Raw genomic sequence first — 13,277 nt, forward strand, 5'->3', positions numbered from 1 at the left:
CGAGACGCTACACCCCGGGCGTGCCGGGGCGCAGGCGTCAAATCCGACCTATTCGGACCATTCGGACCTAGCAGCTGTCGCTCGTCCCGCCCAGGGATCGGGTCGGGATCGATCGGGACAGCCGGGTTCACCGTTGGGCCTCTCGCCTTCGCCGAGGGGTGGAGCCGCTCGCGGTCTCCTGCTCCGCCGCGTCGTCCGTGCCGCCGGCCAGACCGTCCCGGCCGAGCAGGAACTGCTCGACGAGATGGTTCCAGTCACAGCCGGGGCACACCTCCACCACGAACACCTGGAACTCACGCAGGGTCATGGCCAGGACGGGCAACTCCGCCCGGGTCCGCGCCTGGCCGGCCGACTGCTTGAGTTCGTCGCCGTAAATGTAGTGGACGTGGATGAGGTTCTCACTGCGGCAGATCGGGCAGCGCTGGTCGGTGGGCTCGCCGTGGAAGCGGGCGGCGTTCTTCAGGTACGGCGAGGCGTCGCAGACGTCGTACGTGCCGATCCGCCCGGCGAGGAGTTCACGCAGCACCGCTCGCTTCTGGAGCGAGTAGTCGACGACCTGGCGCTGCGTACGCATGCGGGAAAGGGTACGCGGTCCGGCGGGGCGAGGCGACCACCGTCACGATCCGTGACGACAGAACCTCGTAATCGGGGGTTTGCCCTGATCATGAGACTCCGCTAACGTGCGATGTATCGGTTCGATACATCGCGGCGGTTACCACTCCGCGCCGGGGGTAAGAAGGGATGGCCGTGCTCGAACTCGCCATCCTGGGCCTCCTGCAGGAAGCTCCGATGCACGGCTACGAGCTGCGCAAGGAGTTGACCGCCAAGCTCGGCGCGATCCGGGCGGCGATCAGCTACGGCTCGCTCTACCCGACCCTGCGCCGGCTGCAGGCGGCCGGATGGATCACCGAAGCCGCCGAGACACCCGCGACCGCCGAGGAGGTTCCCGCGCTGACCAGCCGACGCGGTCGGGTGGTCTACACCATTACCGCGGAGGGCAAGGAACGCTTCGCCCAGCTCATAGCGCAGGCTGGACCCGAGACGTACGACGACACGGGCTTCGGCGTGCACTTCGCGTTCTTCGCCCGGACCGACCAGGCCACCCGGCTCCGGATCCTGGAAGGTCGTCGCCGGAAGATCGAGGAGCGTCGCGAAGGCCTTCGTGACGTGCTCGGCCGGGCAGCCGAGCGGCTCGACGCGTACACCCTGGAACTGCAACGCCACGGGCTCGACGCCTGTGAGCGCGAGGTCCGCTGGCTGGAGGAGCTCATCGCCAACGAGCGCTCCGGCCGAGCCCCGACGGTCCCCCAACCCGGGACGACCGGCGGCCGAGGAGAAAACGACAGCCCGCCCCCGCCTGGAGAGTCCAGGACGAAGCGGCCGTGATGAAGAAGAAGGAGGCAGACGTTATGGGCTCCGTCCGCGTCGCCATCGTCGGTGTGGGTAACTGCGCCTCGTCCCTCGTGCAGGGCGTGGAGTACTACCGGAACGCCGACCCGAACGACCGCGTCCCGGGTCTCATGCACGTCACCTTCGGCGACTACCACGTCTCCGACGTGAAGTTCGTCGCGGCGTTCGACGTGGACGCCAAGAAGGTGGGCATGGACCTCGCCGAGGCCATCGTGGCCAGCGAAAACAACACCATCAAGCTGTGCGACGTGCCGCCGACCGGCGTCACCGTGCAGCGCGGCCCGACCTTCGACGGTCTGGGCCAGTACTACCGCGAGATCATCGAGGAGTCGGACGCCGAGCCGGTCGACGTGGCCCAGGCGCTGCGCGACGCGCAGGTCGACGTGGTCGTCTCCTACCTGCCGGTGGGCTCCGAGCAGGCCGACAAGTTCTACGCCCAGGCCGCGATCGACGCGGGCTGCGCGTTCGTGAACGCCCTGCCGGTCTTCATCGCCTCCGACCCGGAGTGGGCCAAGAAGTTCGAGGACGCGGGCCTGCCGATCGTCGGTGACGACATCAAGAGCCAGGTCGGCGCCACCATCGTGCACCGCGCCCTGGCGAAGCTCTTCGAGGACCGCGGGGTCGAGCTGCTGCGCACGTACCAGCTCAACTTCGGCGGCAACATGGACTTCATGAACATGCTGGAGCGCAACCGCCTGGTCTCGAAGAAGATCTCGAAGACCCAGTCGGTGACCTCCCAGATCCCGCACGAGATGCAGAAGAGCGACGTGCACATCGGCCCGTCGGACCACGTGCCGTGGCTCGACGACCGCAAGTGGGCCTACATCCGCCTGGAGGGCCGCTCCTTCGGTGACACCCCGCTCAACGCCGAGCTCAAGCTCGAGGTGTGGGACTCCCCGAACTCGGCCGGTGTCATCATCGACGCCGTCCGGGCCGCGAAGATCGCGCTGGACCGGAAGATCGGTGGCCCGATCCTCTCGGCGTCCTCGTACTTCATGAAGTCCCCGCCGAAGCAGTACGCCGACCACGACGCGCACGCCGCCGTCGAGGCGTTCATCGCCGGCGAGGTCGAGCGCTGACGCGCTGAGCAACGAGGGGAAGGCCGGGTCCGCACGGACCCGGCCTTCCTTTTCGGTGTACGTCAGGACCAGGCGTGCCGCAGCGCCACGGCGGCCTCCAACTCCAGCAGGGTCACCTTGCGCGGCAGCCCGCCGCCGAAGCCCACCAGCTTGCCGCCCGCCCCGACGATCCGGTGGCAGGGCACGATCACGGGTATCGGGTTGCGGTTGCAGGCCACCCCGACCGCCCGGGCCGCCCCCGGATCGCCGACCGCCTTCGCCACCTCGCCGTAGGTCTTCGTCTCCCCGTAGGGAATCCGGGTCATCTCCCGCCACACCGCGCGCTCGAACTCCGAGCCACGCGGCGCCACCACCGGCACGGTGAACCCGGTCAGCTCACCGGCGAAGTACGCCCGCAGCTCGGCCACCGCCAGCCGGGCGACCTCGTCGCCGGGCTCGTCGGTCGCCGACGTCACCCGGCCGAAGTGCGCCCCGCGGACGGCGTCGGCGTCGGTGCCGACGGAGAACTCCCCGATCGGCGAGTCGAGCACGGTCCAACGCATGTCACCCATTGTCCCGCCCGGAGCCAGGACCGCCACCACCGCGGTTCGGGGGAACGTGGGCCGCCGGCACGGCCGGTCACAGCAGCGCGACCCCGAGCAGCACGGCGCCGAGGACCAGGCTCACCCCGCCGGCGACGGTCAGCCAGATGAGCCGGTTGGGCCGGGTGTCACCGGGCCGGGGCACCGAGAGGAAGAAGCCCGCCGGCATCAGCACCGGCGCCGCGACCAGCAGCGTCCGGATCAGCGTACGCATCCCGTCGGACGCCTCCGTCTGGTCGATGTAGGGCAGGGCGACCAGGGCCAGCAGCACGAGGACGCCGGCGTGCGCGTGGCCGGCCGTCCACAGCCCCCGCCGGACCGGGTTGTCCAGGTAGCCGGGCCGGCGTCGGGCCAGGTGGAGGAGGAGGCTCAGCCCGCCGTAGGCGACCGCGACGACAGTGATCAGCAGGATTCCGGCGGTGGTGCGGGTGTCCGACGACATTCCTGGTCTCCGTCCTCGTCCCGATCGGTGGTCCCGACGTGCGACACACTGTGAACAGTTCGTCACGCCCCGACGTGACGGCTCACCGGGCCCACCTTCTTTCGTCAATGAGGCAAACTTCCGCCGCCGGACCGCGTCTCCGGTATGGAGGTGGGTGGTGGCAGAGGTCGACGGGGAGTTCACCGCGTTCGTCAACGAACGGGGAGCGGCCCTGCTGCGCGTCGCGTACGCGCTCGCCGGGAACCAGCACGCGGCGGAGGACCTGCTCCAGAACGCGCTGGCCAAGGCGTACGCCCGCTGGCCCCGCATCCGCGGCGACGCCGAGCCGTACGTGAAACGGATCCTCTACCACGACCAGGTCTCCGGCTGGCGGCGTCGGGCGCGGCGCCCGGAGGTGCCGCTGGCGGAGCTGCCGGAGCGGGCGGTGACCGGTGAGGACGACAGCGACCTGCGGCTGCTGCTCCGGGACGCGCTGCGGGCACTGCCGCCCCGGCAGCGGGCCGTGCTGACCCTGCGCTACCTGGAGGACCTGAGCGTCGAACAGACCGCCGCGCTGCTCGGCTGCCGGACCGGCACGGTGGCCAGCCAGAGCGCCAAGGCGCTGGCCAAGCTCCGCCAGCTGGTGCCGGGGCTGGACGAGCGGACCAGTCGAGCGGAGGTGACCCGATGAGCACGTCGCTGGACGAGACCCTCCGGGCGGCCGTACGCGAGCTCGCGGACCACGCCGGCCCCGCGCCGGACCTGGCCGTCCGGGCGCTCGGTCGGGGTCGCCGGCTGCGCCGCCGGCGGCGGGTGGCCGCGGCCGGTGCCGCGCTGGTCGCGGTCGTCGCCGTCACCCTGCCGTTCGTGCTGTTCCGGCCCCGGCCCACCCCGCCACCGACGACGCCACCGGTGACCGCTGTTCCGTCCCCGGCGATGCGGCCCACGCCTGGTGCGGACTGGGCCGGGAAACCACTGGTGCTGCCCGGCGACTGGGTGGTGACCCGGGCGCAGGGCACCGGTGGCTCCGGCAACGGGGTCCTGCTCGACCGGAAACGGGGTCGATACTTCAGCACCGACCGCTACGACGGCATCTTCCCGGCACCGACCGGATCCCTCGTCGCGGTGCGGGACGACGATCGCCCCCGGGAGATCGGCCTGTTCGACCTGGCCAGCGGAAAGACCCGCTGGTACGAGGTGGGTCGGGCGCTCTCCGTGCCGCGCTGGTCGCCGGACGGACGGCGGCTGCTGTTCACCACGACCCAGCTCGACCACGAGGGCTTCATCGTGCTGGAGATGGACGGCACGAAGCACACCTACCGGGTGGATCGGCGGGCGTACTTCTGCACCGACTACTGCGACTTCACCTGGGTGCGGGACGCCCGGGAGGTCGCGCTGCCGCAGACGGGTGGGGGCGTCCACAACGAGGCTGTCCGGGACGAGCGGCGGGGAGTGCAGCTCTTCTCCGCCGACGACGGCCGGCCCACCAGGCTGCTCCCCGTGCCCGGCGATCCGGCCGGCCCGTGGGCCTGGTCGCCGGACGGCAGGCTCGTGGTCGTCCAGGGGCAGGAGGAGCCGCTCCTGGTCGAGACGGCGACCGGCCGGGTGGTGAACCCGCTGCCCACCGCCGACGTCGTCTGGGTCACCGACGACCGGCTGCTCTACCGGCGGCCGCACGGGTCACGCGACTTCGTGCTCGCCGACACGTCCGGCCGGGAAATGGTCCGTCAGCCGCTGCCGAAGCAGCTGGTCGACCTTGAGGTGAGTGTCGCTCCCCGCTGACCGTTCGGGCGGTCGTTGATGTTGCGCGACGTCGATACCGTGCAGGTCGTGGCCACGGGGACGCTCATCTTCCTGATCATCGGCGGGGCCGGGGTCGGCGTGCTGACGCTCGCCCTGCTCGGGTCGAGCGTGCTCCACCTCGGCCATCCGGACGTCGAGGGGCCGGTGTCGCTGGAGGCGGTCGCCGGGTTCACCGGGGCGTTCGGCTTCGGCGCCGCGATCGTCAACGAGCTGCTCGGTGGGCGTACCCCCGGAATGATCGCGGCGGCGGTGGCCGGCGGCGCGCTCGCCGCCGCGCCCACCGGCTGGCTGGCGGCCCGGCTCAGCCGCGCGGCCCGGAACATGCGCACGGACGCCACGCCGACCCGGGACCACCTGGTCGGCGCGATCGGCCTGGTGGTGACCCCGGTCCCCGCCGGCGGCTACGGCGAGGTCCGGGTCCGCCTCGCCGGCCAGCCGGTCAAACTCAACGCCCGCGCCGACCATCCCATCCCGGTAGGCGCCCGGATCTTCGTGGTCGAAGCGCTCAGCGAGACCAGCGTGCACGTCGAGACCTACTGATTCCCCCCAGCACAGACGGGAACTCCCATGCCCCTGCTCGTCGCTGTCGGCGGCGCGGTCCTCCTCGCCGTCGTCCTCGTCCTCTTCGTGCTCTCCCGGATCAAGGTGGCCGGCCCGAACGAGGCGTTCATCGTCACCGGCCGCAAGGGCCGGACCACCCAGACCGCCGACGGCGGACGCTCCACCGACATGTCGGGGCAGAAGGTCGTGCTCGGCGCGTCGGTCTTCGTGCTCCCGGTGGTGCAGAAGCTCCAGTCCCTCGACCTGTCCAGCCGGCGCATCGACGTCGGCATCAAGGGCGCCGTCAGCAAGCAGGGCATCCGCACCGACCTGCACGGCGTCGCCATCGTCAAGGTCGGCGGCACCGAGGACGCCATCCGCGCGGCCGCCCAGCGGTTCCTGCACCAGCAGGACGAGATCGAGGACTTCACCCGGGAGGTGCTGGCCGGCGCCCTGCGCTCGATCGTCGGCCGGCTCACCGTCGAGGAGGTCATCCGGGACCGGGCCGCGTTCGCCAGCGCGGTCGCCGAGGAGGCCGAGCACTCGATGACCAACCAGGGCCTGGTGCTCGACACCTTCCAGCTCCAGGACATCCTGGCCGAGGGGTCCTACCTGTCCGACCTCGGCCGGCCCGAGGCGGCCCGGGTGCTCAAGGACGCGGCCATCGCCGAGGCGCGGGCCCGGCAGCAGGCCGAGCAGGAGCGGCTGCTCGCCGAGGAGGCGATCGCCGAGGCGAACCGGAACCTGTCGCTCAAGCAGGCCGCCATCCAGGCCGAGATCGACGCGGCCAAGGCGAAGTCGGCGGCGGCCGGCCCGCTGGCCCAGGCCGAGCGGGACCAGGCCATCCTCTCCGAGCAGCAGAAGGTCGCCGAGCGCAACGCCGAGCTGAAGCAGCGCCAGCTCGACACCGAGGTGCGCAAGCCGGCCGACGCGGCCCGCTACAAGGTCGAGCAGGAGGCCGAGGCGGCCCGCAACGCGGCGGTGCTCAACGCGGACGCGCAGCGGCAGGCCACCATCGCCGCCGCCCAGGCCGCCGCCGAGCAGGCCCGCCTCACCGGTGAGGGCGAGCGGGCCCGGCGGGCCGCGCTGGCCGAGGCGAACGCCATCGAGGGCGCCAAGGAGGGTGAGGCCGAGCAGCGCCGGCGGTCCGCGATCGCCGAGGCGGTCGAGCGCGAGGGCCAGGCCGAGGCCGCGGCCATCCTGGCCAGGGGTCAGGCCGAGGCCGACGCGATGGCCCGCAAGGCCGAGGCGTTCGCGGCGTACGGCGAGGCCGCGGTGCTGGACCTGCTGGTCAAGGTGCTGCCGCAGGTGGTCGAGGCGGCCAGCGCCCCGATCGGCGCGATCGACAAGATGACCGTCATCTCCACCGACGGCGCCTCGTCGCTGACGAAGTCGGTCGCCGGCAATGTGGCGCAGGGCCTCCAGCTCGGCAGCGACCTCACCGGCATCGACCTGGCCGGGCTGCTCGCCAAGCTGGGCGGCGCGGCCGGCGGCGGCGGCAACGGCCGGACCGCGGCGGACGGCAGCACCGTGGAGCACTGATCCGGGACAGAACGACGGCGCCCGCCGGATCCCCCTCCCGGGGAACTCCGGCGGGCGCCGTGGTGTGGCCGGTCAGATGACCGCGACGACGAACTTCTCGCCGATGCCGAGACCCAGGGTCTCGCTGTTCCAGTCGACGGTACGGCTGGAGATGAGCTGGCTGGTGCCGGTGCTGCCGGCGGTGACCGCCTGCCCGTCGATGGCCGCCCGCAGGTAGATCGAGCCGTCCGGGTTGTAGTCGAGGAAGTCGAACGTCTCCCACGGGCCGATCGAGGCGGACCGGGCGATCAGCGGCTTCGCCCCCGCGCTCTCCGCAGCCACGAACTTGCCGTTGACCAGTGCCTTCAGGCCGATCGAGCCGTAGCCGTCACCGACGTTGACGATCTCGAACTTCTCCCAGGCCCCGACGGTGGCGGACCGGGCGATCAGCGGCTGGCTGCCGCCGCTCTCCGCGGTGACGAACTTCCCGCTGGCCAGCGACTTGATGCCGACCACGGGAGCCGCCGCGTCGAAGTCGAACTTCTCGGCCGTGCCGATCGCGGTCTTGCTGGCGATCAGCGGCGAGGTGGTGCTCGGCGCGGTGACGTACCGGCCGTTGATGGCCGCCTTCAGGCTGATCGTGCCGTCGGTGTTGTCGACGATCTGGAACTTCTCCCAGGCGCCGATCGAGGCGGACCGGGCGATCAGCGGCTTCGCCCCCGCGCTCTCCGCCGTCACGAACTTGTTGTTGACCCGGGCGCGCAGCCCGACCAGGCCGCTGCCGGCGTCGACCACGTCGTACTTCTCCCACGCCCCGACGGTGGTGCCCCGGGCGATCAGCGGCTTGGTGCCCGCGGTCTCCGCGGTCACGTAGCGGCCGTTGACCCGCGCCTTCAGGCCGTACGAGGCGCGGGCGGTCGGGACCGCGCCGACGTGCAGGAGCCGGTCCAGCGAACCCATCGTGTCGTGCACCGCGCCGCCGACGCCGGTGGTCACGATGGAGTCGCGCACCTGCTGCGGGGTCCAGGTCGGGTGCGCCTCCAGCAGCACCGCGGCGGCGCCCGCCACGTGCGGGGAGGCCATCGAGGTGCCGTTCATCGCCACCGAGCCACTGGTGGTGCCCATGGCGGCGGAGACGATGCCGGTGCCCGGCGCGAAGGTGTCCAGGCAGCGGCCGTAGTTGGAGAACCAGGCCCGGAAGTCGACGCTGTCCGTGGCGCCCACCGTGATGGCCGCCGGCACGTTCGCCGGGGAGACACCGCAGGCGTCCTGCATGTTGTTACCGGCCGCCACGGCGTACGTGATGCCGGCCGAGATGGAGCGGTTGACCGCGTCGTTGACGGCCTGGTCGGTGCCGCCGAAGCCGAGGCTCATGTTCGCCACGGCCGGCTTGACGGCGTTCGCGGTGACCCAGTCGATGCCGGCCAGCACCTGCTCGGTGGTGCCACTGCCCTCGCAGTCCAGCACCCGTACGCCGACGATCTTGACGTCCTTGGCCACGCCGTACTTCGTGCCGCCGATGGTGCCGGCGACGTGCGTGCCGTGGCCGTCGCAGTCCTGCGCGACGTTGTCCTGCTCCACGGCGTCGTAGCCGTAGCTTGCCCGCCCGCCGAAGTCCTGGTGGTCGATGTCGATGCCGGTGTCGATGACGTACGCGGTCACCCCGGCCCCGGTGGCCGGGTAGGTGTAGACGCCGTCGGCCTTCGCCGTGGTCTGGTCGATCCGGTCCAGGCCCCAGGACGGCGTGCCGCTCTGGCTGCCGGTGGCCGACCAGCGCTGGACCGGCTGGACGTACGCGACGTCGGGGTCGGCCGCGAGCTTCTCCGCCTGCCGGCGGTTCATGCTGGCCGAGTAGCCGTGCAGTGCCTTGCTGAACACCCGGCGGACCGACCCGCCGTGCTCGTCGGTGAGCGCCGAGGCGCTGGCCCGCACCTCGGCGGGGGTGGCCTTGCCGTCCTTGAGCACGACGATGTAGCGGTCCGGCACCGCATCCGCGGTGCCGGCGCCCCGGACCCCGGCCCGCGACGGGCCGGTCGGGTCGGCCAGGGCGGGGCCGCCGGTGGCGGCACAGAAGATCGAGGTTGCCGAGGTGAGGGCGAGCCCCACCAGCGCAGATCGGCGCAGCGCGCCGTGGCGTGTCACGAAGTGTTCTCCCCGTTTCCAGCGACCGTCCGGACGGGACGGGCGGATGCGATCAGAACAGCCTCACCCTCGAATCGGGAGGCCGGTGATGACCAACATCATGCGGGAGACATCGACCGTGGCGCGTCAACCGTTCGGTCGACACGCCGGCGTATCGTCGTCAGCCGACGACGCCCTGCTCCCGGGCCCAGCGCAGCAGCTCGGCCTCGGCCTCGTCCCGCTCCAGCGGGCCGCGTTCCAGCCGCAACTCCTTGAGGTGCTGCCAGGCCCGCCCGACGATCGGGCCCGGCGGCACGCCGAGCAGCTCCATGATCGCGTTGCCGTCGAGGTCGGGACGGACCCGGGCCAGGTCCTCCGCGGCGGCGAGCCGGGCGATCCGCTCCTCCAGCGCGTCGTAGTCGGCGGCGAGCTGCGACGCCTTGCGCCGGTTGCGGGTCGTGCAGTCGGAGCGGGTCAGCTTGTGCAGGCGCGACAGCAGGTCACCGGCGTCGGTGACGTAGCGGCGCACCGCCGAGTCGGTCCACTCGCCCCGGCCGTAGCCGTAGAAGCGCAGGTGCAGGGCGACCAGCTTGACCACCTGCGAGGTCACGTCCTTGGGGTAGCGCAGCGCCTTCATCCGCGCCTTGGTCAGCCGGGCCCCGACCACCTCGTGGTGGTGGAAGCTGACCCGGCCGTCCGGGCCGACCGCCTTGGTGGCCGGCTTGCCGACGTCGTGCATCAGCGCGGCCATCCGCAGCACGAAGTCGCAGCCGTCCTCCTCCATCGACATGGCGTTGCTGACCACGGTCAGCGTGTGCTCGTAGACGTCCTTGTGCTGGGCGTGCTCGTCGATCTCCAGCTTCAGCCCGGTCAGCTCCGGCAGGAAGCGGTCGGCCAGCCCGGTGTCGACCAGCAGCCGCAGCCCGGTGATCGGGTCGGCGCCGCAGAGCAGCTTCGTGAACTCGTCCCGGATCCGCTCGGCGGTGATCCGGTCCAGGTCGGCAGCCATCCGGGCCATCGCCTCGCCGACGTCGGGGTGGACCGTGAAACGGAGTTGGGCGGCGAACCGGGCCGCGCGCAGCATCCGCAGGGGGTCGTCCCGGAACGACTCCTGCGGCGTGCCGGGAGTACGGATGATCTTCGCGGCCAGGTCGGCCAGGCCGCCGTACGGGTCGGTGAACCGGTGGTCGGGAAGGCTGACCGCCATCGCGTTGACGGTGAAGTCCCGGCGCTTCAGGTCGTCGACCAGGTTGGTCCCGTACTCGACGATCGGGTTCCGGCTGACCTGGTCGTACGCCTCCGCGCGGAAGGTGGTGATCTCCAGCCGGAGCCCGTCGCGCTGGCAGCCGATGGTGCCGAACTCCCGCCCGGTCTCCCAGATCGACTCGGCCCAGCCCCGAATGAGCCGGATGGTCTCGTCCGGGTGGGCGTCGGTGCAGAAGTCCAGGTCGTCACCGAGGCGGCCGAGCAGGGCGTCCCGGACCGAACCGCCCACCAGGTGCAGTTCGTGACCGGCCTGGGTGAAACGCCGGCCCAGCTCGTCGGCGACGGGCGAGACGCGGAGCAGTTCGGCGACGGCGTTGCGCTGCGCGGCGGTCAGCTCGCGGCGTTCGGCGGCATGGGAGGCGGAGACTTCGGACATGGGACGGCCAGCCTATCGGGCCGGGGCCGCATCTCCCGCGCCGGGCGCGGGTAACGGGCCGAGGTTGACTAAGGTCTCGGTTGGGCGGGGCCGGCTAGGCCCGGCTCCGACGTACCCCTTGGAGGCTGGGAAATGAGCGGCGGGCTCTACCGCAGCGCGAACGCGCACGGCGGCGGCCTGCCGCCGGACGACAGCGCCACCTTCATCTCGGCGGAGCCGCTGAACCAGCCGGGTGTCGAGGCGACCGCGCCGCCGCAGGAGGTGGTCGCGGAGACCAGCGCCGCGGCGAACAGCGCGGTGATGGCGATCGGCAGCCTGGTCAGCCGGGGCACCGGCTTCGTCCGGAACCTGATGGTCGGCGCCGCGCTGGGCAACCTGGTCGGCAACGTCTTCACCACCGCCCAGTTCCTGCCCAACCAGGTGTACGAGTTCCTGCTCGGCGGCGTGCTGACCAGCGTGCTGATCCCGGTGCTGGTCCGCCGCCGCAAGACCGACCCGGACCGGGGTGAGGCGTACGCCCAGCGGCTGCTCACCCTGGCCGTGCTCGCCCTGGCCGCCACCGCGCTGATCGCGATGGTCGGCGCGCCGGTGCTCACCGCGCTCTACGCCAGCGGCAAGGACCAGAACTACACGGGCCTGGTCACCAACCTGTCGTACCTGATGCTGCCGATGCTGTTCTTCACCGGCCTGAGCGCGCTGATCGCCGCGGTGCTGAACACCCGGGGGCACTTCGCCGCCCCGATGTGGGCGCCGATCCTCAACAACCTGGTGGTGATCGGCGCCTTCGGCCTCTACATCCTGATCTACGGTGCGGAGGCGATCCGGCCGGAGGACATGGGCTGGGGGCAGATCCTGCTGGTCGGCGGGGGCGCCCTGCTCGGCGTGGCGGTCCAGGCGGCCGGCCTGCTGCCGGCGCTGCGCAAGGTCGGCTTCCGGTGGAAGCTGCGCTTCGACTTCCGCGAGCTGGGGCTCCGCGAGCTGGCCCAGCTCGGCGCCTGGATGTTCTGCTACGTCGCGGTCAACCAGCTCGGCCTCTTCGTGGTGGTCAACCTGCTCACCCGGGCGGCGGGCGAGGACAGCGCCGGTCTGCTGATCTACAACAACGTGTTCCTGCTGCTGATGATGGCGCACGGCATCATCGCCGTCTCGATCATCACGGCGCTCATGCCGCGCATGAGCGCGGCCGCCGCCGACGGCCGGTTCCACGACGTCACCGCCGACCTGTCCCGGGGCACCCGGATGGTCACCGCGGTGCTCGCACCGATCGCGGTCTGCTACGCGGTGCTGGCCGGCCCGATCTCGGTGGTGGTCTTCCGGTACGGCGCGTTCACCGGCGACAACGCCGTGGCCACCTCGACCGTGCTGCTGGTGGCGGCGATCGGCCTGGTGCCCTTCGCGATCAGCCAGCTCTTCACCTTCGCCTTCTACGCGCTGCCGGACACCCGCACCCCGGCGCTGATCAACATCCCGGTGGTGGCGCTCCGGGTGCTCCTCCAGGTCGGTCTCTACCTGGCCTTCTCGGCCACCTTCGCGGCGGCCGGCATGATGCTCGGCAACGCGATCTCCTACGTGGCCGCGGCGGTCATCTCGGCGCTGCTGCTGCGGCCGCGGGTGGGCCGGATCGGGCTGGGCGGGATCATGCGGACCATGGGCCGGGTGGTGATCGCCGCGCTCGGCGCGGCCCTGGTCGGCCTCCTGGTGGTGAAGCTGCTCCCCGGCGACCCGGCGCACCTGAGCTGGCTGGCCGCCGCCGTCCAGCTGGTGATCGGTGGCGCGGTGATCGGCGTGACCTACCTCGGGCTGGCCCTGGCGCTGCGGATCGGCGAGATCACCGAGGTGGTCGGGATGGTCCGGCGCCGGCTCGGGCGCTGACCTCGACCGGCGCCGATGACGGACGGTGAACGAGGATCACCAGCCTGGGGATACGGCTGTGGATAACCCCGGGTTCCGCCGCCCAATGGGCCTCTCGGCCTGTGGACAACCAACCGTACGGCTGAGGGTGGCCAGGCCGGAGCAGGGGAAACCCACGCCCGGTCCCGGCGGCCGCCACACCGGTCGCCCCTGCGCCGACTACTTGCCGTCAACCTCTAGATTGGGCGTGCATGTCCCAGCGACCTGGCCGGACGCGGCCGTTACCCGGCCGATGCCCGGGGGTCACT

General features: G+C 71.7%; 12 protein-coding genes. 7 read left to right on the plus strand and 5 right to left on the minus strand.

Features of this window, described 5'->3' with window-relative positions:
- Positions 1–127: 127 nt before the first annotated feature.
- Positions 128–574: a DUF5318 domain-containing protein gene (locus tag FXF50_RS17620; protein WP_148429147.1), complete on the minus strand. Its 447-nt coding sequence runs from the start codon at positions 572–574 to the stop codon at positions 128–130.
- A 173-nt stretch (positions 575–747) separates the two neighbouring features.
- Between FXF50_RS17620 and FXF50_RS17625 the strand changes: the two genes are divergently transcribed.
- Positions 748–1,386: a PadR family transcriptional regulator gene (locus tag FXF50_RS17625; RefSeq protein ID WP_148429149.1), complete on the plus strand. Its 639-nt coding sequence runs from the start codon at positions 748–750 to the stop codon at positions 1,384–1,386.
- A gap of 23 nt (positions 1,387–1,409) precedes the next feature.
- A complete protein-coding gene (locus FXF50_RS17630) occupies positions 1,410–2,489 on the plus strand; it encodes an inositol-3-phosphate synthase (protein ID WP_148429151.1) in 1,080 nt (359 codons plus the stop codon).
- Positions 2,490–2,551: 62 nt separating this feature from the next.
- Here FXF50_RS17630 and FXF50_RS17635 read toward each other — a convergent pair whose 3' ends face one another.
- Both FXF50_RS17635 and FXF50_RS17640 read right to left on the minus strand, forming a co-directional pair.
- On the minus strand, positions 2,552–3,031 hold the full coding sequence (locus tag FXF50_RS17635) for a methylated-DNA--[protein]-cysteine S-methyltransferase (RefSeq protein WP_148429153.1): 480 nt from the start codon (positions 3,029–3,031) through the stop codon (positions 2,552–2,554).
- Between the two features lie 76 nt (positions 3,032–3,107).
- Entirely contained in the window at positions 3,108–3,512 is a 405-nt protein-coding gene (locus FXF50_RS17640) for a hypothetical protein (RefSeq protein WP_148429155.1), read from the minus strand.
- A gap of 154 nt (positions 3,513–3,666) precedes the next feature.
- Here FXF50_RS17640 and FXF50_RS17645 point away from each other — a divergent pair, with 154 nt between their 5' ends.
- Genes FXF50_RS17645 through FXF50_RS17660 form a run of 4 tightly spaced genes read left to right on the plus strand, consistent with a single transcriptional unit; the run spans position 3,667 to position 7,376 of the window.
- Complete coding sequence (locus FXF50_RS17645; protein ID WP_148429157.1) at positions 3,667–4,182, plus strand: SigE family RNA polymerase sigma factor; 516 nt, start codon at positions 3,667–3,669, stop codon at positions 4,180–4,182.
- Positions 4,179–5,273 carry a PD40 domain-containing protein gene (locus tag FXF50_RS17650; protein ID WP_148429159.1) on the plus strand — a complete coding sequence of 365 codons (1,095 nt, stop codon included), beginning with the start codon at positions 4,179–4,181 and terminating at the stop codon, positions 5,271–5,273. Before FXF50_RS17645 ends, FXF50_RS17650 begins: the two co-directional genes overlap by 4 nt.
- Before the next feature lie 18 nt (positions 5,274–5,291).
- The gene (locus tag FXF50_RS17655) at positions 5,292–5,834 is read left to right on the plus strand and encodes a hypothetical protein (protein ID WP_148429161.1); all 543 of its coding nucleotides are present in this window, start codon (positions 5,292–5,294) and stop codon (positions 5,832–5,834) included.
- 27 nt (positions 5,835–5,861) lie between these two features.
- Positions 5,862–7,376, plus strand: coding sequence for a flotillin family protein (locus FXF50_RS17660; protein WP_148429163.1), 1,515 nt, complete (start codon positions 5,862–5,864; stop codon positions 7,374–7,376).
- 72 nt (positions 7,377–7,448) lie between these two features.
- Here the strand turns inward: FXF50_RS17660 and FXF50_RS30135 are convergent, their stop codons facing one another.
- The gene (locus tag FXF50_RS30135; protein WP_148429165.1) at positions 7,449–9,497 is read right to left on the minus strand and encodes a S8 family serine peptidase; all 2,049 of its coding nucleotides are present in this window, start codon (positions 9,495–9,497) and stop codon (positions 7,449–7,451) included.
- Between the two features lie 160 nt (positions 9,498–9,657).
- Positions 9,658–11,118 carry a CCA tRNA nucleotidyltransferase gene (locus FXF50_RS17670; protein WP_148429167.1) on the minus strand — a complete coding sequence of 487 codons (1,461 nt, stop codon included), beginning with the start codon at positions 11,116–11,118 and terminating at the stop codon, positions 9,658–9,660.
- A gap of 132 nt (positions 11,119–11,250) precedes the next feature.
- On the opposite strand from FXF50_RS17670, the gene murJ reads away from it, so the two are divergent.
- The gene (gene murJ, locus FXF50_RS17675) at positions 11,251–12,990 is read left to right on the plus strand and encodes a murein biosynthesis integral membrane protein MurJ (RefSeq protein WP_148429169.1); all 1,740 of its coding nucleotides are present in this window, start codon (positions 11,251–11,253) and stop codon (positions 12,988–12,990) included.
- Positions 12,991–13,277 lie beyond the last annotated feature (287 nt).

Origin of the sequence: Micromonospora sp. AP08 (assembly GCF_008085935.1) — a bacterium.
GTDB lineage: Bacteria > Actinomycetota > Actinomycetes > Mycobacteriales > Micromonosporaceae > Micromonospora > Micromonospora chersina.

Coding starts and splice junctions, on each gene's coding strand:
- FXF50_RS17620 (WP_148429147.1), bottom strand. CDS start 574: ATGCGTACGCAGCGCCAGGTCGTCGACTACTCGCTCCAGAAGCGAGCG.
- FXF50_RS17630 (WP_148429151.1), top strand. CDS start 1,410: ATGGGCTCCGTCCGCGTCGCCATCGTCGGTGTGGGTAACTGCGCCTCG.
- FXF50_RS17635 (WP_148429153.1), bottom strand. CDS start 3,031: ATGCGTTGGACCGTGCTCGACTCGCCGATCGGGGAGTTCTCCGTCGGC.
- FXF50_RS17640 (WP_148429155.1), bottom strand. CDS start 3,512: ATGTCGTCGGACACCCGCACCACCGCCGGAATCCTGCTGATCACTGTC.
- FXF50_RS17650 (WP_148429159.1), top strand. CDS start 4,179: ATGAGCACGTCGCTGGACGAGACCCTCCGGGCGGCCGTACGCGAGCTC.
- FXF50_RS17655 (WP_148429161.1), top strand. CDS start 5,292: ATGTTGCGCGACGTCGATACCGTGCAGGTCGTGGCCACGGGGACGCTC.
- FXF50_RS17660 (WP_148429163.1), top strand. CDS start 5,862: ATGCCCCTGCTCGTCGCTGTCGGCGGCGCGGTCCTCCTCGCCGTCGTC.
- FXF50_RS17670 (WP_148429167.1), bottom strand. CDS start 11,118: ATGTCCGAAGTCTCCGCCTCCCATGCCGCCGAACGCCGCGAGCTGACC.
- murJ (WP_148429169.1), top strand. CDS start 11,251: ATGAGCGGCGGGCTCTACCGCAGCGCGAACGCGCACGGCGGCGGCCTG.